The organism is Fibrobacter sp. UWH5 (assembly GCF_900142505.1).
Classification (GTDB): Bacteria; Fibrobacterota; Fibrobacteria; order Fibrobacterales; family Fibrobacteraceae; genus Fibrobacter.
The window spans coordinates 21,246-40,039 of sequence record NZ_FRBB01000024.1 but is presented as its reverse complement, the minus strand read 5'-3'; the positions used below and the strand labels follow the sequence as shown (position 1 = coordinate 40,039).

General features: G+C 51.0%; 15 protein-coding genes, 1 tRNA gene and 1 pseudogene. All 17 read left to right on the top strand.

Annotated features, from left to right (window positions below):
* Positions 1–210: pseudogene (tuf, locus tag BUB38_RS14550) on the top strand (elongation factor Tu); the annotation flags it as partial.
* A 14-nt stretch (positions 211–224) separates the two neighbouring features.
* Entirely contained in the window at positions 225–377 is a 153-nt protein-coding gene (gene rpmG, locus BUB38_RS14545; RefSeq protein ID WP_072801172.1) for a 50S ribosomal protein L33, read from the top strand.
* A gap of 12 nt (positions 378–389) precedes the next feature.
* Positions 390–462 (top strand) — tRNA-Trp (locus tag BUB38_RS14540).
* Positions 463–481: 19 nt separating this feature from the next.
* Positions 482–670 carry a preprotein translocase subunit SecE gene (gene secE / locus BUB38_RS14535; protein ID WP_073161460.1) on the top strand — a complete coding sequence of 63 codons (189 nt, stop codon included), beginning with the start codon at positions 482–484 and terminating at the stop codon, positions 668–670.
* Between the two features lie 2 nt (positions 671–672).
* Positions 673–1,206, top strand: a complete 534-nt coding sequence (gene nusG, locus BUB38_RS14530) for a transcription termination/antitermination protein NusG (RefSeq protein ID WP_249269456.1) — start codon at positions 673–675, stop codon at positions 1,204–1,206.
* A 29-nt stretch (positions 1,207–1,235) separates the two neighbouring features.
* A complete protein-coding gene (rplK, locus tag BUB38_RS14525) occupies positions 1,236–1,661 on the top strand; it encodes a 50S ribosomal protein L11 (protein WP_073161458.1) in 426 nt (141 codons plus the stop codon).
* Positions 1,662–1,701: 40 nt separating this feature from the next.
* Entirely contained in the window at positions 1,702–2,388 is a 687-nt protein-coding gene (gene rplA / locus BUB38_RS14520) for a 50S ribosomal protein L1 (protein WP_073161457.1), read from the top strand.
* 8 nt (positions 2,389–2,396) lie between these two features.
* Positions 2,397–2,945, top strand: coding sequence for a 50S ribosomal protein L10 (rplJ, locus tag BUB38_RS14515; RefSeq protein ID WP_073161456.1), 549 nt, complete (start codon positions 2,397–2,399; stop codon positions 2,943–2,945).
* A gap of 51 nt (positions 2,946–2,996) precedes the next feature.
* Complete coding sequence (gene rplL / locus BUB38_RS14510; RefSeq protein ID WP_073161455.1) at positions 2,997–3,368, top strand: 50S ribosomal protein L7/L12; 372 nt, start codon at positions 2,997–2,999, stop codon at positions 3,366–3,368.
* A 189-nt stretch (positions 3,369–3,557) separates the two neighbouring features.
* Positions 3,558–7,829: a DNA-directed RNA polymerase subunit beta gene (rpoB, locus tag BUB38_RS14505; RefSeq protein WP_073161454.1), complete on the top strand. Its 4,272-nt coding sequence runs from the start codon at positions 3,558–3,560 to the stop codon at positions 7,827–7,829.
* 1 nt (position 7,830) lies between these two features.
* The gene (rpoC, locus tag BUB38_RS14500; RefSeq protein ID WP_073161453.1) at positions 7,831–12,276 is read left to right on the top strand and encodes a DNA-directed RNA polymerase subunit beta'; all 4,446 of its coding nucleotides are present in this window, start codon (positions 7,831–7,833) and stop codon (positions 12,274–12,276) included.
* Positions 12,277–12,344: 68 nt separating this feature from the next.
* Entirely contained in the window at positions 12,345–12,734 is a 390-nt protein-coding gene (gene rpsL / locus BUB38_RS14495; RefSeq protein ID WP_072980597.1) for a 30S ribosomal protein S12, read from the top strand.
* Between the two features lie 10 nt (positions 12,735–12,744).
* The gene (gene rpsG / locus BUB38_RS14490; protein ID WP_073161452.1) at positions 12,745–13,221 is read left to right on the top strand and encodes a 30S ribosomal protein S7; all 477 of its coding nucleotides are present in this window, start codon (positions 12,745–12,747) and stop codon (positions 13,219–13,221) included.
* Positions 13,222–13,469: 248 nt separating this feature from the next.
* The gene (locus tag BUB38_RS14485; RefSeq protein WP_073161451.1) at positions 13,470–14,219 is read left to right on the top strand and encodes a hypothetical protein; all 750 of its coding nucleotides are present in this window, start codon (positions 13,470–13,472) and stop codon (positions 14,217–14,219) included.
* A gap of 128 nt (positions 14,220–14,347) precedes the next feature.
* On the top strand, positions 14,348–14,917 hold the full coding sequence (locus BUB38_RS14480) for a hypothetical protein (protein ID WP_073161450.1): 570 nt from the start codon (positions 14,348–14,350) through the stop codon (positions 14,915–14,917).
* A 113-nt stretch (positions 14,918–15,030) separates the two neighbouring features.
* The gene (gene eno, locus BUB38_RS14475) at positions 15,031–16,455 is read left to right on the top strand and encodes a phosphopyruvate hydratase (RefSeq protein WP_073161449.1); all 1,425 of its coding nucleotides are present in this window, start codon (positions 15,031–15,033) and stop codon (positions 16,453–16,455) included.
* A 495-nt stretch (positions 16,456–16,950) separates the two neighbouring features.
* Positions 16,951–18,780, top strand: coding sequence for an ABC transporter substrate-binding protein (locus BUB38_RS14470; RefSeq protein WP_073161448.1), 1,830 nt, complete (start codon positions 16,951–16,953; stop codon positions 18,778–18,780).
* Positions 18,781–18,794 lie beyond the last annotated feature (14 nt).

The following is an 18,794-nucleotide window of genomic DNA, read 5'->3' as shown; positions in this document are numbered from 1 at the left end:
GGCTATCGTCCCCAGTTCTACTTCCGCACCACCGACGTTACTGGTACCATCCAGCTGCCGGAAGGTGTCGAAATGGTGACCCCGGGTGACACCGTCACTATCCACACCACTCTGATCGCTCCCGTCGCAATGGAAAAGCAGCTCCGCTTTGCTATCCGTGAAGGTGGCCGTACCGTTGGTGCTGGTTCTGTAACCGAAATCATCAAGTAATCGGATAATATATAATGCCTAGAGAACTCATCACGCTCGAATGCACCGAATGCAATCAGCGCAATTATGACTGCGACAAGAATAAGCGTCTTCATCCTTCTCGCGTAGAATACAAGAAGTACTGCCCGTTCTGCCGCAAGCATACCGTTCACAAGGAAACCAAGTAAGGAAGTCCGAATAGGTCGGTAGCTCAATTGGTAGAGTCACGGTCTCCAAAACCGTTGGTTGGGGGTTCGAGTCCCTCCCGACCTGCTCACTTCCTGGAGTCATTATGCGTAAGATTCAGCAATATATCAAAGAATCCATCCAAGAATTGAAGCAAGTTACTTGGCCCACTTGGGAAGAACTTAAAGGTTCTACCATGGTGGTGATGCTTTTCAGCGTCGTTATGGGTGTATATATTGCTGGGTTAGACGTAGGTCTCTCTTGGATCGTTGACAAGATTATGGGAAGAGGTTAATTATGATGCGTTGGTATGCCATTCACACCTTTTCCGGTCAAGAAAACAACATTAAGAAACGTATCGAGCAGATGATTGAACGCGAAGGCGTTCAAGAAAAGTTCGGTCAGATTATCGTACCGACTCGCGAAGTGGCTTCTACAGTTCGCGGTCGTCGTCACGTTTCTGTCCAGAACATGATGCCGACTTACGTTATTATTGAAATGGTGCTGGACGAGCTCACCCAGCATTTGGTGATGAACATTAATGGCGTCACCCATTTCTTGGGAATGACCCCGACTAAGCGCGTGGCCATTCCTTTAGCACAGAGCGAGGTCGATCGTCTTCTGGGAGTTGATCCTAGTGATTCCGGAGACGTGATCCAAATTCCGTATAAGATTGGCGAAAATGTCCGCATCAAGGAAGGTCCCTTCAAGGACTTTGTGGGCGTCGTAGACGAAATCATGGATGCCAAGATCAAGGTCATGGTAACTGTGTTCGGTCGTTCTACACCTGTTGAACTCGCCTTTAACCAGGTTGAATCCGACAACGCATAACGTACGGTTTTTGAAACGGAGATAATACAGTGGCAAAGAAAATCACAGGTTATATTAAGCTCCAGATTCCCGGTGGTGCAGCTAATCCGGCTCCTCCGGTAGGTCCCGCCCTTGGTCAGAAGGGTGTGAACATTATGGAGTTCTGTAAGCAGTTCAACGCTAAGACTCAGGATGCCAAGGGAATGATTATTCCCGTGGTTATTACCGTCTACGCTGATAAGAGCTTTACCTTCATCACGAAGGTTTCGCCGGTTCCGGCCCTCATCAAGAAGGCTGTCGGCATTGAAAGTGGCTCTGGCGAACCCAACCGTAAGAAAGTTGGCAAGATCACCAAGGCCCAGATCCAGGAAATCGCCCAAAAGAAGATGCCGGATCTAAACACAATCGACCTCGAAGCCGCTATGCGCATGGTTGCTGGTACTGCCCGCTCCATGGGTGTTGAAGTGGTTGACTGAGGCAGGTAATTCACCGTTACGTATCTGACAGGAAAATTTCATGTTCAGAGGAAAAAAATACAAAAAGATTGCTGAATCCATCGAACGTAACAAAGCTTACGGTCTGAATGAAGCAATCGAAATCCTTAAAAAGTCCGAATTGAAGTTCGACCAGACTGTCGAAATCCACTTCAATCTCGGTGTGGACCCAAAACATTCCGACCAAGTGGTTCGTGGCACTGTCGTGCTTCCGCATGGTACCGGTCGTCAGGTTCGCGTTCTCGTTTTCTGCAAGGACAATAACATTGAAGTTGCACAGAACGCTGGCGCTGACTACGCTGGTGGTGCCGACTTGGTTCAGAAGATTCAGGAAGGCTGGCTGGACTTTGACGCCGTCGTTGCTACTCCCGACATGATGCCGGTGATTAGTAAGGTGGCTCGCGTTCTTGGCCCCCGTGGTATGATGCCGTCCCCCAAGGCTGGTACTGTGACCGTTAACGTTGCACAGACCGTCAAGGAACTGAAGGCCGGTAAGATTGTATACCGCGTCGACAAGGGTGCAAACGTTCACGCCCCCGTTGGCAAGCTCTCCTTCAGCCTCGATCAGCTGGTTGAAAATACCAAGGCTGTTATCGACTCTGTTGTCAAGGCTAAGCCGCAATCTTCTAAGGGCACCTATATTAAGAGCCTTACGTTGTCCGCAACTATGGCTCCGGGCATTAAACTTGATATGGCACTGACACGCTAGGAGATACCATGAAAGCTGTAGTTAAAAAACAACAGACTGTGGACGCTCTCGTAGAATCCTTCAAGGGTGCTACCGCTGTCTACCTGCTCAACTATCAAGGCTTGACCGTTGAAAAGGACAATGCCCTTCGCAAGTCCCTCAGCGCTAAGGGCGTGCAGTACAAGGCTGTGAAGAATACTCTTCTCAAGCGCGTGCTCGCTGCTCTCGGTGTAGAAGGTCTCGAAGACCAGCTGACTGGCGCAACTTCCGTCATGGTTGGTTTCGAAGAAGATCCTCTTCTGCCGGCTCGCGAAATTGAAGCATTCCACAAAGCTAACCCCGATTTCTTGATCGCCAAGAGCATTTACCTCGATGGTAAGCCGATGCCTGGCACCGAAGTCGTGAACCTCGCTAAGATTCCGGATCGCAAGGGTATGATCGCAATGATCGTCTCCATCGCTCTCGGACCTGGTTCCACTATCGCTGGTCAGATCAAGACCCTCCAGGAAAAGCTGGAAGAAGCATCGGGCTCCGAAGCAGCACCTGCAGCAGAAGCTGAAGCCGCACCGGAAGCTTAACAACAAACCACAAACCAAAAAATTTAAACGGAATAATCGGAGAAACACATCATGGCAACTGATATCAAGGCATTGGGCGATCAAATCGTTGGTCTTACCCTTCTCGAAGCCAAGGCTTTGGCTGACTACCTCAAGGAAACCCACGGCATTGAAGCCGCTGCTGGTGGCGCCGTAGTTATGGCAGCTGCAGCTGCTCCTGCTGAAGAAGCAAAGACTGAATTCGACGTCATCCTCGTCGAATGCGGTGCTAAGAAGATGGACGTCCTCAAGGCTGTCCGCGCTATCACCGGTCTCGGCCTTAAGGAAGCTAAGGACCTCGTCGAAAAGGCCAACAGCGTCGTTAAGGAAGCTATGCCGAAGGCTGACGCTGAAAAGCTCAAGAAGGAACTGGAAGATCTCGGAGCAAAGGTCGCTCTGAAGTAATGCTTTCACTTCACTGAATCTTTTATACGCCAATCGCCTGCACTTTCGTGCGGGCTTTTGGTGTATTAAGATTTTCTGCTTTTTCTACCGAAAAAAGCCCATGGCAACAAGGTCAAGAAGATAGTCATTCTTAATATTTTTCTACCTTTGGTGCCAACATTTAGCTCTTTACCGGATGAGGTATTTCAAATGACCACGGAGAGAAAGTCATACTCCTCCAACAAATTCCAGTTGGAACTCCCGTACCTGATTGAAGTCCAGAAGGCTTCGTACGAGCAATTCCTCCAGAAGGATATTCCGCAAGAAAAACGTCTCAAGGTTGGCTTGGAACGCGTGTTCCAGGACATTTTCCCAATTACTGACGTCAAGGGTCTCTATTCCCTTAATTACGAAGGTTACTATTTCGGTATCCCGAAATACAGCATCCCCGAGTGCCGCGAACGTGGACTTACCTATTCCATGGAAATGTTCGCCACTCTGTCTTTGCAGATTTTTGAAGAAGACGGCGAAGACCGCAAGCTCAAGGAAGAAGTCAAGAATGACGTTCTGGTTTGCGACCTCCCGATCATGACCGCAAACGGTACGTTCATCGTCAATGGCGCTGAACGCGTTGTCGTTTCTCAGTTGCATCGTTCCTACGGTGTCAGCTTCGACAAGGAAATGCAGATTTCCGGTCGTGACGACTACAAGAGCCGTATTATCCCGCACCGCGGCGCCTGGGTTGAATTCAACACCGAAGGCGACATCCTTTACCTCATTATCGACCGCAAGAAGAAGTTGGCTGCAACCGCCATGCTTCGTTGCATCGGTTTCGAAACCACGCAGGACATCCTGAAGCTCTTCTACAAGAAGACCGACGAAGTCGTTGTTGCAGAAATGGCTGAACAGTACGACGAAAACGGTGTCTGCGCTCTCATCGACCGCATTGTATTTGAAGACGTCATCGACGAAGCTACCGGCGAAATCATCCTCGAAGCAAACACTGTTATCGACGACAAGAAGCTGAGCCGCCTCATCGAAAACCGCGTCGAGAAGATCGTCCTCCTCTCCAAGGAAGAAGACAACCTCCTCATCCACTACACCCTGGCTGCAGACAAGACCAAGTCTCGCGAAGATGCTCTCAAGGCTATCTACTCCGTGACCCACCAGCAGCAGGATGAAGCTCCGGATATGCGCACTGCCGAAATCTACTTCGACAGCCAGTTCATTTCCGATCCTCATAAGTATGACCTTGGTGAAGTCGGTCGTTACCGCCTGAACTCCAAGATTTACAGCAAGGCTGAAATTCGCAGCGTGCTCGCAGAACAGGGCCCGGAATTCAAGATCCCGTCCCTCACCACCATGACCATGAGCAAGGCAGACTTCCTCGCCATCATCGTCTACATGGTTGGTCTCTACAACGGCACCGAAGGTTACGCTCTCGACGATATCGACCACTTGGGCAACCGTCGTACCCGTTCCGTTGGCGAACTTCTTGCTAACCAGATTTCTGTGGGCCTGTCCCGCATGTCCCGTGTGATCCGTGAAAACCTCACTCTCCACGGCGAAGACGAACAGACCACTCCTCGCGAACTGGTGAACACCCGCATGGTGTCTACTGTTGTGCAGGCCTTCTTCGGCTCCAGCCAGCTGTCCCAGTTCATGGACCAGATGAACCCGCTTTCTGAACTTACTCACAAGCGTCGTCTGTCCGCTCTCGGCCCCGGTGGTCTTTCCCGCGAACGCGCAGGCTTCGAAGTCCGTGACGTGCACTACACTCACTACGGCCGTCTCTGCCCGATCGAAACTCCGGAAGGTCCGAACATCGGTCTTATCAACTCTCTCGCATCCTTCGCCGTGGTTAACCACTTCGGCTTCATCGAAACCCCGTACCGTATCGTGGGCCTCGTTGACTTCAAGGATGCCAAGGGCAACATTGTAAAGGTTCCGGAAGCCAAGTGGCACTTCGGTATCTTCAAGGCTTTCGTACACGATCCGCACCTGTTCCTGGAACTCGAACTTTCCAAGAAGCAGGCAGACTTTGTTCGTATGAACCTGGACAACACCCAGCGTGACCTGTTCGATGGTTTTGTGAACAAGGTATTCGCATTCAAGGACACCGAAGGTCAGGTTACTTACTACCGCAACGGTTTCACCGTTGAAAACTTCGAAGGCACTCCCGACTACGAACAGGCTGGCGACGTTGTCGAACAGATCGTTTCTAGTTACATCACCTGCCTCACTGCAGATGAAGAAGACGCCTTCAAGGTTGCTCCGGCTTCTACCGAACTTGACGAAGACAACCGCTTCAAGGGCGACATGGACGGCTACGTCATCGTCCGCGACAAGAGCGAATATGTCCACGTTATGCGTCAGGATTCCTTCGAACCCGAAGACAACGAAACCGAACGTATCGACCTCATGGACGTGGCCCCGATGCAGATCGTGTCTGTGGCTGCAGGTCTTATTCCGTTCCTCGAACATGACGATGCTAACCGTGCCTTGATGGGCTCTAACATGCAGCGTCAGGCTGTGCCTCTGCTCCGTGCAGAAGCTCCCGTTGTGGGCACTGGCCTGGAACGTCGCGCCGCTCTCGACTCGGGTACCGTTGTCCGTGCAAAGCACGACGGTATGGTTACCTTCGTTGACGCACGCAACGTCACTGTTCAGCGCGGTAACATGGTTGACGGTTCCTTCGTTCCGCTGACCGGTCTCGGCGAAGACTATGAATTCCTCGGCAAGGATCCTATCGACGAATACGTTCTCCGTAAGTTCGAACGTTCCAACCAGGATTCCTGCATTAACCAGAAGCCCATCGTCAACGTTGGTGACTTCGTCAAGGCTGGCGACGTGCTGGCTGACGGCGTGTCCACCGACCACGGTGAACTGGCTCTCGGTAAGAACATCCTCATCGGCTTCTTGCCGTGGAATGGTTATAACTACGAAGACGCAGTTATCATTTCCGAAGAATTGGCTATTAAGGACACCTTCACTTCTATCCATATCGAAGAATACGAAATGGAAGTTCGTGAAACCAAGCGTGGTCCTGAAGAACTGACCCGTGAAATTCCTAACGTCGGTGAAGAAGCTCTCCGCAACCTGGACGAAAACGGTGTTGTCCGTGTCGGTGCTGAAGTCACCGCAGACGACATCCTCGTCGGTAAGGTTACCCCGAAGGGCGAAACCGAACTCTCTCCGGAAGAACGTCTCCTCCGCGCCATCTTCGGTGAAAAGGCTGGCGACGTCCGCGATTCTTCTCTGAAGGCTCCTCCGGGAATGAAGGGTATCGTTCTTGAAACCCGCGTCTTCAGCAAGAAGGACAAGGCTGACAAGAACAGCAAGGAAAAGGATCAGGAAACCATTAACGAAATCCGTAGCAACTTCCAGACTCAGATCGACAAGATCAAGGTTGCTTGCTCCGAACACTTGTTCGAACTTCTCGGCGGTAAGGCTGCCGGCAAGGTGATGGACAATGAAACCCATGAACTCCTGATTCGCGAAGGTCAGACCTATACCGAACAGAACCTGGCCGCTATCGACGTGACCAAGGTTTCTCCGGCCTCTACCTTCGTGGTGGGCGATGACGAACTCCAGGAACAGGTCCTGACTCTCGTCCTCGTTGCACGCGACAATCTGGATACCCTTACCCGCACCATGGAAAAGGAAATTGACAAGGTGACTAAGGGCGACGAACTGAAGCCGGGCGTTCTCAAGTCCGTCAAGGTTTACATCGCCAAGAAGCGTTGCCTCTCCATCGGTGACAAGATGGCAGGTCGCCATGGTAACAAGGGTGTTGTGTCCAAGATCGTTCCGGTCGAAGACATGCCGTTCACCGAAGACGGTCGTCCGCTTCAGATCCTTCTGAACCCGCTGGGCGTGCCTTCTCGTATGAACATCGGTCAGGTGCTTGAAGTGCACTTGGGCTGGGCTGCAAAGACTCTCGGCTTCAAGGTGACCACCCCCGTGTTCGACGGTGCCAAGTTCGAAGACATTTGTGAAGAACTGAAGAAGGCCTACGAAAAGAACCCCATCGTTAACTACGAAATGGATCCGGACAACGGCAAGATTATCGGTAAGGCAAAGCTTTACGACGGTAAGACTGGCGAAGCCTTCCTGAACCCCGTGACTATCGGTTACATGTACTACCTGAAGCTGGGCCACTTGGTAGACGACAAGATTCATGCTCGTTCTATCGGTTCCTACGCACTGGTTACTCAGCAGCCTCTTGGCGGTAAGAGCCAGTTCGGTGGTCAGCGCTTCGGTGAAATGGAAGTGTGGGCAATGGAAGCATACGGTGCCGCATACACCTTGCAGGAACTCCTCACCGTCAAGTCTGACGATGTCCAGGGCCGTTCCAAGGTCTATGATGCCATCGTTCATGGCCAGAACACTCCGAAGCCGGGTGTACCTGAATCCTTTAACGTTATGATCCGCGAAGTTCGTTCTTTGGGTCTCAATATTCAGACCAATGGAGATAAGTAAAATGGTCGAAGAAATTGAACGCGACAATTCTGGCGATATTTCGATTCACCTCGCCGCTCCGGAAATGATCCGCAGCTGGTCCCATGGTGAAGTGACCAAGCCGGAAACCATCAACTACCGCTCTTTCAAGCCCGAAAAGGATGGTCTTTTCTGCGAAAAGATCTTCGGACCTGTTAAGAACTGGGAATGTAACTGCGGTAAGTTCAAGCGCATCCGTTATAAGGGTGTGGTTTGCGACCGTTGCGGTGTTGAAGTGACTCACTCCAACGTACGCCGTAAGTACATGGGCCATATCGAATTGGCCATTCCTCTGACTCACACCTGGTTCGTCCGTAACCAGCCCTGTGTTATCGGTGCTCTCCTGAACCTTTCCACCAAGGATCTGGACAACATCATCTACTACGAAAAGTATGTAGTGATCGATCCGGGTACCACCGATCTGGAACCCAACACTCTCATTGACGAAGCTCAGTATCAGGACCTTTCCAACGAAGGTCGTCAGTTCGACGCCAAGATGGGTGCTTCCGCTATTAAGCAGCTCCTCGACCGCGTTGATCTGGCTGCACTTTCTGCTGACCTCCGCGTGCAGGCTCAGTCCAAGTCCAAGACCAAGCAGGATGACGCTCTCAAGCGCCTCAAGGTTGTGGACGCCTTCCTGAAGTCTCAGCGCGAAAGCTTCCGCGACTACTACGAAAATCCGGAAAAGGCAATGAAGCAGGACGCTCAGCAGCCCTGGCTCCGTGGCCTCGCCGAAGCCGTTGCAGAATTCAAGGCTTCCTACGAAGCTTCCCACGAAAACTTCATCGTGGCAGACGCTTACGAAGAATTCCGTGTCAAGTATCCTAACGAAGCTCGTTTGCTCGCAAACCAGCCGTCCTGGATGATTCTTGACGTACTTCCGGTTATTCCGCCCGATCTGCGTCCTCTCGTTCCCCTGGAAGGTGGCCGTTTCGCAACTTCCGACTTGAACGAACTCTATCGTCGCGTGATCAACCGTAACAATCGCTTGAAGAAGCTGATTGATATCCGTGCCCCGAACGTCATTCTCTGCAACGAAAAGCGTATGTTGCAGGAAGCTGTTGACCAGCTGTTCGACAGTGGCCGTCGCACGGCCCGTGCCGGTTCCGCACGTCCCATGAAGAGCCTCGCTGAACTCCTGAAGGGTAAGCAGGGTCGCTTCCGTATGAACCTCCTCGGTAAGCGTGTTGACTACTCCGGCCGTTCTGTTATTGTGGTTGGCCCGGAACTTCGCATGCACCAGTGCGGTCTCCCGAAGCGCATGGCTTTGGAACTTTACAAGCCGTTCATCATCCAGCGCCTGGAAGAAGAAGGTATCGTATATACCCTCAAGTCTGCCAAGAAGTATGTGGACGCAGAACGTCCTGAAGTTTGGGACATTCTCGAACAGATTATCGAAGACCATCCGGTGATGCTGAACCGTGCTCCTACTCTGCACCGTCTCGGTATCCAGGCCTTCTACCCGAAACTCATTGAAGGTAATGCAATTCGCCTCCACCCCCTCGTCTGTACTGCATTTAACGCAGACTTCGACGGTGACCAGATGGCTTGCCACCTTCCGCTGTCTTTCGAAACCCAGTTGGAATGCCGCGTCATCATGCTGTCTTCCAACAACATTCTTCACCCCGCTTCCGGTCAGCCGATTGCTGTGCCGGGCCAGGACATCGTGCTGGGTCTGTACTACCTGACCAAGCCCCGTCCGGGTCGCAAGGGCGAAGGCATGCACTTCTACGATCCGGCTGAAGCCATCCGCGCCTACGAAAACGGCTGCGTCGACCTGAACGCCTACGTATACCTGAAGCTCCCTGCAGGTCGCAAGATCTACATCGGCGCTGTGGAAAAGGATTGCGTCTGCCTCCGCGAAGAAGCTGATGACTTTGGCAATGTTGAAGTCAATGTCAAGGCTGGCGACAAGGTGAAGTTCCTTACCCTCAAGGAAGAAAACGTTATTAAGACCACTGTCGGTCGAATCATCTTCAACGAATTCGTTCCCAACGCCCTGGGCTACGCAAACGAAACCTTCGGTAAGAAGGTTATCGCCAAGTCCATCGATGACCTGTACCGTCGTACCGGCAACCGCGTAACGGTTGACTACCTGGATGATCTGAAGGCCAACGGTTATAAGTGGGCAACTCGCGCCGGTTCCTCTGTGGCTATCGCCGAAATGGTGATCCCCAAGGAAAAGCAGGAAATGCTGGACAAGGCCGCTGACGCAATCTCCAAGATTCGTGGTCTGTACGAAGACGGTGTGATTACCGACGGTGAACGTTACAACCAGACCGTTGACGTTTGGTCCAAGACTACTTCTGACGTTGCTGCCAAGCAGTGGGAACTCCTTTCCGGTGACCGCGATGGCTTCAACCCCGTTTACATGATGGCTGATTCCGGCGCTCGTGGTAGCCGTGAACAGATTAAGCAGCTGTCCGGTATGCGTGGTCTTATGCAGAAGCCGACCAAGTCTCTGGATGGTCGTGAAGTTATTGAAAACCCGATTAAGTCCTGCTTCCGTGAAGGCCTGAACGTGATGGAATACTTCATTTCCTCTCACGGTGCTCGTAAGGGTTTGGCTGATACCGCTATGAAGACCGCTGACGCTGGTTACTTGACCCGCCGTCTGGTTGACGTAGGACAGGACCTGGTGGTTACCGAAGAAGATTGCGGTACTACCAACGGTATCGAAGTTTCTGCATTCAAGGACGGTGACGATACTATCATCGCTCTTGAAGAACGTCTCCTGGGTCGTGCACCCGTGGATGACATCAAGCATCCGGTGACTGGCGAAGTCATCGTCAAGGCTGGTGAACTGGTCACCGAACGTGACCTGGCTAAGATTACCGCTACCGGTCTGGAACACATCAAGATGCGTTCCGTGCTGACCTGCGATTCTCGCACCGGTATCTGCTCCAAGTGCTATGGCCGTATGCTTGCTTCTGGTCGCCCTGTTGACCTGGGCGAAGCCGTGGGTGTGCTCGCAGCACAGTCCATCGGTGAACCGGGTACTCAGCTTACCCTCCGTACCTTCCACGTGGGTGGTGCAGCCTCCCGTCTGACTGTCGAAAGCGACAAGAAGGCTCTGGTTGACGGTCACGTCGAACTGGATATGGTGGAAACCGTTGAAAACGAAGGCCAGAAGATCGTTACCAGCCGTATGGCTGAACTCGTTATCTTTGATAAGACCGGTATTAATAAGGGTCGTTACCAGATTCCTTACGGTTCTATCCTGAAGGTCGAAAATGGCGCTACCGTTACTAAGGGTCAGTCCATGTTCGAATGGGATCCGTATAACAGCCCCATTATCAGTAATGTTGCTGGTAAGGTTGTTCTCACGGATATGGTAGAAAACCGTACATACCGTGCCGAAACCGACGAAGTTACCGGTGTTGAAACCTGGACCGTGATTAGCGATAAGCAGCACGGTAAGAAGGACCTCCACCCGGCAGTTACCATTGTTGATTCTTCCAACACTAAGATTGGTAACTACATGCTCCCTGACGGCGCTATTCTTACCGTCCGTGCAGGTGACAAGGTTAGCGTCGGTCAGACTGTTGCTAAGCTTCCCCGTGCCGCAGGTAAGACCCGCGACATTACCGGTGGTCTTCCCCGCGTGGCAGAACTCTTCGAAGCCCGCGTGCCGAAGTCCAAGGCATTCATCGCACCGATCGACGGTCTGGTGAGCTACGGTGAAGAAGTCCGCAACAATCAGGTTGTGATTATTAAGATGGATGACCAGGAAGTGAAGGTGCTGGTTCCTCGTGGTGTCCATCTGGCGGTTAATGAAGGTGACCGTGTCCGTGCTGGTCAGAAGATCAGCGATGGTAGCGTAGATCCCCATGATATTCTTGATGTCCTTGGACCTGAAGAAGTCCAGCGTCACTTGGTGAACGAAATCCAGGCGGTTTACCGTCTGCAGGGTGTGGCTATCGCAGATAAGCACATCGAATGTATCGTTCGTCAGATGATGCGTAAGGTCAAGATCAAGGATTCTGGAGACTCCGAGTTGCTCCCGGGCGAAGAAATTTCCAAGGCCCGTCTGCGTTCCATCAACGACCAGTTGGTCGCTGTTGGTAAGACTGAGGCGACCTACACGCCGATGCTCCTTGGTATCACGAAGGCATCCTTGGCAACAGACAGCTTCATTTCTGCCTGTTCCTTCCAGGAAACCACTAAGATCCTTACCCGCGCTTCTATCGAAGGTTGCGTGGACCCGCTCATGGGTCTTAAGGAAAACGTGATTATGGGTCGTCTGATTCCGTGCGGTACCGGCGCACGCCACCTCAGGAACGTCGAGGTGCATGATGCCGATGCTCAGCTGGATGTTGCGGCTCGGCCTATGAGTACTCAGATTGATTTTGAGGACGAAACTGACAACGGAATCCAGATGCTGGATAACGAAATCGGTTCTTCCGACGAAGAAGATTCGGAGAATTAATCCTAAGTACTTGAAATAATTGGAAATAAGAACTATATTTGCACTCCAAAATCTAGGAGATTAATAAAGTGCCTACTATTCAACAGCTCGTCCGTAACGGACGTGAACAGATCAGCAACAAGACCGCTTCCGTGGCCTTGAAGTCCTGCCCCCAGAAGCGCGGCGTTTGCACCCGTGTTTATACCAGCACCCCGAAGAAGCCGAACTCCGCTCTTCGTAAGATCGCTCGTGTACGCCTTTCCAACAAGATGGAAGTTACCGCTTACATCCCCGGTGAAGGCCACAACCTCCAGGAACACTCCATCGTGCTCATCCGCGGTGGTCGTGTGAAGGACGTTCCGGGTGTTCGTTACCACATCATCCGCGGCACCCTGGATACCCAGGCTGTCAACGGCCGTCAGAACGGTCGCTCCAAGTATGGTGTTAAGAAGAAAGGCGCCGCTCCGGCCAAGAAGTAAGAGGTAAACTATGTCTAGAAGAAGAAAGGCTCTCCATCGCTCCATCCTCCCGGATCCGCGTTACAAGTCCACTCTCGTTACCGAACTCGTTGGTGTTGTTCTCAAGCAGGGCAAGAAGACCATCGCTGAACAGATCGTTTACACCACCCTCGAAACTCTCGATAAGAAGATCGAAGGTACTGAAACCGCTCTCGAAAAGTTCGAAATGTGCCTCGACAACATCAAGCCGAAGCTGGAAGTTAAGTCCCGCCGTATCGGTGGTGCAAACTACCAGGTTCCGATGGAAGTCGCACCGGACCGTGCCAAGGCTCTCGCTCTCCGCTGGTTGCTCGACGCAGCTCGCAAGCGCACCGAACCGAACATGGCTCAGCGTCTCTCTGCAGAACTCGTTGCTGCAAAGAACGGTGAAGGTAACGCTGTTCGTAAGAAGAACGATACTCACAAGATGGCTGAAGCTAACAAGGCTTTCGCTCACTTCCGTTTCTAATTCTTGCGATAGTAAAGAATATCCTAGAAGAAAAGGTTCCACTGAAAAGTGGAACCTTTTCTTTTGTAGTATCCTAGAGTAGCACGTAAGGTAAGTGTCGCATGTTGCTGGTATCTGATATTTTAACGAGCTCCATTCTATTTTTACTGTTATCCATGCTTTTTTCGGGATGCAGCAAGTCGCCCGAAAGGCGTGCCTACGAGGCTCATGAAAAGTCTGTGGAGAAAGATCGCCTACACAAGTGAGCCTTGTTCCAACAGACGAAGGATGGACTGGATGCTGACTCCACCTACGCCTTGCTGAATAAGGCCTACGAACTCTACAGGTTCAACTTGCCTGAAGATGAAGATCTGGCTTTTAACGATAGCGTGGAATTGCTTGCTCGTCCTTTCTTTGAAAAATGGAAACAGCGCTCTGATTTGACCTGCGCTGCATCTGCTGCCCAGGGGCCCGTTGCAGACGAGTTAAGGGCTATTTACTTGGCTCTGTATAAACCAGGTGAGTGCTCTGACCGAAACGCGCAATTCTCTTTGTACTTTGCAGAACAAGTAGATGTTGTGTACAAAGTAATTCCTGCTGGAGGTTTTGAGGAATTAGAGGCTTACGTTAAAAAGATTGATTGTCATTATGAAAAATGTCCAGTGGCGAGCAATCTGTGTGTTGTAGCGGATTCCTTGAATCTGAATAGACTCTTGATGACCGAGACCGATAAGTATGCTTTGGATGTATTTATGGAGCTTGAGTCTCCCTGGAGTTACGAAAGCAATCTCCTGAAAAAGAAGTTTCTAGGCAACATTATTCCTGTTAGCGACCTGACTCCTAATGGCGTTCCGATGTATGGAAATGAGGGACTACTTAAGGTGACTGGAATATATGTGAATGAAAATAGAGACTTGGCTCTTGTTGAGGGCTATTCTATTACGATGGATAGATTTTACCTACGAAAAGAGAACGGATCCTGGTGCGTAGTAAAAAATGAAATCATTGGATGGTTCTAGGCATGTGTGGTACGTTTTAATTTATCTACATTCTAATTTGTATGACCCGATTTTTTACGATACTACTGCTTGTTGCATGTACGCAGGCTGCAATAGCCCAGGAAGAGGAACCGCATATTTCCAGCGGAATGAAAACTGCTAGTGATTCTTGGTGGCCTGGAGGATTTCATTACGGGTTTAGCTACATAGCAACTGTTGATAATCCGGCAATATTTGATATTGACTTAATCGGAGGCATGGGGTCTTTTGATGATTTGTGGGGCTTTTTAAACAAGAAGCGCGCTTCGGTGGGATTCAGTGCTATTCGCTTTGAATTGAATTTTAAAACAGATCAGATTATTTCGGATGAATTCATTTTCTTCGTGGGGCCTGTTGGAATATTGATGGCAATTGCTGGGAGCGTTCACGAAAAAGCGGCTTTTCCCTTTGGTGTTTTGCTGGAACTTATTTCGGGGAATAACTACTGGAGTCTTACGGACGGTGGGCGTTTTGGTTTGTTTGACTATCACCATGTGGTAAGCTGGTTCTGGAGTGATGAGTGGGGCTATGTAGAGAATGTCGGTTTGCGTTATGTTTATAAAAAAAATGAAAGAAGATCTACATCATACATTGATTTGGGAGCATCCCTCCGCTATACGAATAAAGATTGGGCTGTAGGTTTGTTTGTTCGTTGGGGAGGGACTCAAGTGGGTAAGTGATTTCACCCCCATTTTCTCAACATTTTACTAACTACTAACCACTAACCACTAATCACTTTTTTTATATTATACCCAGTTGAAAATTTTTTCACTCTAACCAAAGGTCAAATAAAATGGCTTCTAAAATTAAGTCCGTTGTTGCCCGCCAGATCCTCGACTCTCGCGGCAATCCCTCTCTCGAAGTTGATGTTACCCTCGAAAACGGTGTGACCGGTCACGCCGCTGTTCCGAGTGGTGCTTCCACCGGTGAACGCGAAGCTTGCGAACTCCGCGACGGTGACAAGAAGACTTACCTCGGCAAGGGCACCCTTACCGCTGTTAAGAACGTCAACACCAAGATCGCTAAGAAGCTCGTCGGCATGGATCCTTCCAAGCAGGTCGAAATCGATGACGCTATGATCGCTCTCGACGGCAACCGCATGCTCAAGAACAAGCTCGGTGCAAACGCTATCCTCGGCGTTTCCATGGCTGTTTGCGTTGCTGCTGCTAACGACGCTAAGATGCCGCTGTACCAGTACATCGCTAAGATGCACGGCACCGAAAAGCTCTCTCTCCCCTGCCCGATGTGCAACGTCATCAACGGCGGTGCTCACTCTTCCGCTCCGATCGACTTCCAGGAATTCATGATCGCTCCGGTTGGCGCTAAGACTTTCTCCAAGGGTCTCCAGATGGTGACCGAAATCTTCCACGCTCTTAAGGCTGTCCTTAAGAAGGGTGGTTTCGACACCACCGTTGGTGACGAAGGTGGCTTCGCTCCTGGTGTTTCCATCAAGCCGGCTAAGAACAAGTTCGGTTACGAAATCACTGGCGTTATGACCCTTGAAAAGGCTCTCGACGCTCTGAAGACTGCAACCACCAATGCTGGTTACAAGTTCGGCACCGACATCAAGATCGCTCTTGACGTTGCTTCTTCCGAATTCTGCGACAAGAACACCAAGGCTGGCAAGCCGGAAACCTACACCTTCAAGAAGAGCACCAAGAAGACCCTCAAGTCTGCTGACATGGTCAAGCTCTATGAAAAGCTCATCGACAAGTATTCCATCTTCTCCATCGAAGACGGTCTGGATGAAGCTGACTGGGCAGGTTGGAAGGTCATGACCGACAAGCTCGGTTCCAAGCTCAACCTCGTGGGTGACGACCTGTTCGTTACCAACCCGACCATCTTCGACGAAGGCATCAAGGCTGGCATCGCTAACGCTATCCTCATCAAGGTGAACCAGGTTGGTTCCGTTTCTGAAACCCTCGCTGCTATCAAGCGCGCTCAGAACGAAGGCTATGCTCCGATCGTTTCTCACCGTTCCGGCGAAACCGAAGACACCTTCATTGCTGACCTCGCAGTTGGTACTGCCGCTGGCCAGATCAAGACCGGTTCTCTCTCTCGTACCGACCGCGTCTGCAAGTACAACCGCCTCCTCCGCATCGAAGAAGAACTTGGCAAGAACGCTGTCTATGCCGGTGATCCTCGCAAGGCTGTGAAGGCTGCTGCTCCTAAGGCTGCTTGCAAGAAGGCTTGCGCTAAGAAGGCTGCTAAGAAGTAATTCTTCTCTAGAGCAAAAAGCTTAAAGGAAGTCCCGATGAAAGTCGGGGCTTTCTTTTTTTTTAGTATGATTTTCTTTTATCTGAAATTTTATATATAAAATATTTGCATCCGCCAAAAAAGATTTTGCTTGTTTGCGGGGATGGGCTTACACGGGGGTGGGGGAGTTTCACCAGGATTGTGAGGAGGGAGGTTCCTCCTGGGGGGGGGATTGTGAAATTTCCTGTTTACAATGGGGGTTCGCAGGTAGGTCCCGCATACCTTGAATAGGTGAAAGTGTGATGGTTGATTCCTTGGTACCGCTCAAAACGTCCTTGTTTGTAAACTTCCGTAAACTTTGAGTGCCGTGCAGGGCCCGAAATTTCGCTGTTTTGGCCATGGTTGCTGTTGCAAACGCATTTTCGGATTGACTCGGAAACAGATTTTTCTTTAAAAACTATATTACGTGAGAATTTTTTTCACACAAGCTTTTTTAGCTTACTTAAAGAGGACACAAATGATTGGAATGAAATCAATTGCCAGGACGGCGCTTGCGCTTACGGCAACTGGTGCGCTTCTCTCCGGCTGCGGCGACGCATCTTCGGAAGGCGGACTGGCTAGCGGTGCATTGCCTCGTCAGGAAACGCTTTACTTGTCTGGCCAGCAGACTTCTGCTCCGGGTTCTTTCAACCCCCTGGCAGAAAGTTGGGCTGCATCTTGGCCGGTAGGTGGACGCTTTAACCTGATGTATGAACCGCTCATCACTTATAACTCCCTGAACGGTCAGATCGAAGATCTTCTGGGCCACCTGGTCGAAGAACTTTCCAATAATGACAGTATCGTTATTGACTTGAACCCCGCTGCAAAGTGGAGCGATGGCAAGCCGGTGACCTCCACCGACGTGACCTTCATGCTTCTCCGCGGTTCCATCAACTCTGCTGAACAGATTTCTGCAATTCACGTTGATACTTTGAAGAACGGACCTGAAGGTGTGGTTGCCGAACGTCTTTCCTTCATTGTGAACAAGCAGGCTCGTAACAACCCGCTTACCGTTCGTGACTTGCTGCAGGCTACCCGTATCGCTCCGGCTCACATCTTCGAACCCATGATCAAGGAAAAGGGGCTGGACGAAGTGAAGAAGATGCCCATGGATCAGAACCCCGTGGTGTCCGGTCCGTATGCACTCCGCTCTGCAAACGAAACCAAGATTATTCTTGAACGTCGTGACGACTACTGGGGCAACGCCGCTCTCCATAACGGTCAGCTTCCTGCTCCTAAGTACATCGTTCACCCGATTTACAAGAACAACGAACATAACACCATCGCTATGCGCGAAGGTAACCTGGATGCTTCTCAGAGCTTCATTCCTCGTATTAACCGTAAGGCTGCTGCCGGCGTTCATACTTGGTGGGATGAACCTCCTTATTTCCGTCCGGGTGCAATGCCCATGCTCGTCATCAACACCACTAAGGAACCGTTGAACGACAAGCGTTTCCGTCGCGCTCTCGCAACCGCTATTGACTACACTGCTCTCCGTCAGTTCGCAGTCTCCAACTATACTTCCACCCTGAAGGCTGGCCTTATCATGCCCACCGACCTGGAAGGTAAGTACATCGTTGACGAAGACCTGCCCAAGTATGGTGCAAACCTCTCTATTACCGACGATGCTGAACGTCTGAATGCTGTGAAGCAGATGCTCTCCGAAGCTGGCTTCAAGTCTGTGTTCAATGACGATGGTACTCTGGATCATATGGAAAATGCCAAGGGCGAACGTCTGCCGACTTTGTCCATCACTTCCCCTGCCGGTTGGACCGACTGGGAAGCTATGGTCACTATCGCTGTTGACGGTATGCGTAAGGCTGGTATCGATATTCGTGAAGGCTTCGTGGATGGTGGTCAGTACTGGCCGGCTATGGGTCTTGGCAACTTCGACCTGGTTATGCACAAGCCGGTTGCCGACGTGACTCCGTCTCTCCCCTGGAGCCGCTTCAACGAAATCATGTCTTCTCGTGACTGGACCGACCTCGGTGGTTGGGCTGGCGTGAACATCGGCCGTTACAACAAGCCGGGTTCTCCTGAATACCGTCCGGAAGTCGACCAACTTTTGTCTGCAATTCCGCTGATGACTGATTCTACTGAAATCGCAAAGGCTTACCGCGAACTGAACAAGATCTTCATGGAAGATCAGCCGTCCATCCCGCTGGTATACTTGCCGGAACAGTTCTACGAATTCAGCGACCGCGTATGGACCAACTGGCCCACCGCCGCTAATCCGTATGCTCCTGCCCAGCTCCCCTGGGTTGCATCCGGTACCAAGATTCTCTGGAACTTGAAGCTTGCAAAATAAAGGTTAAAAGGAAT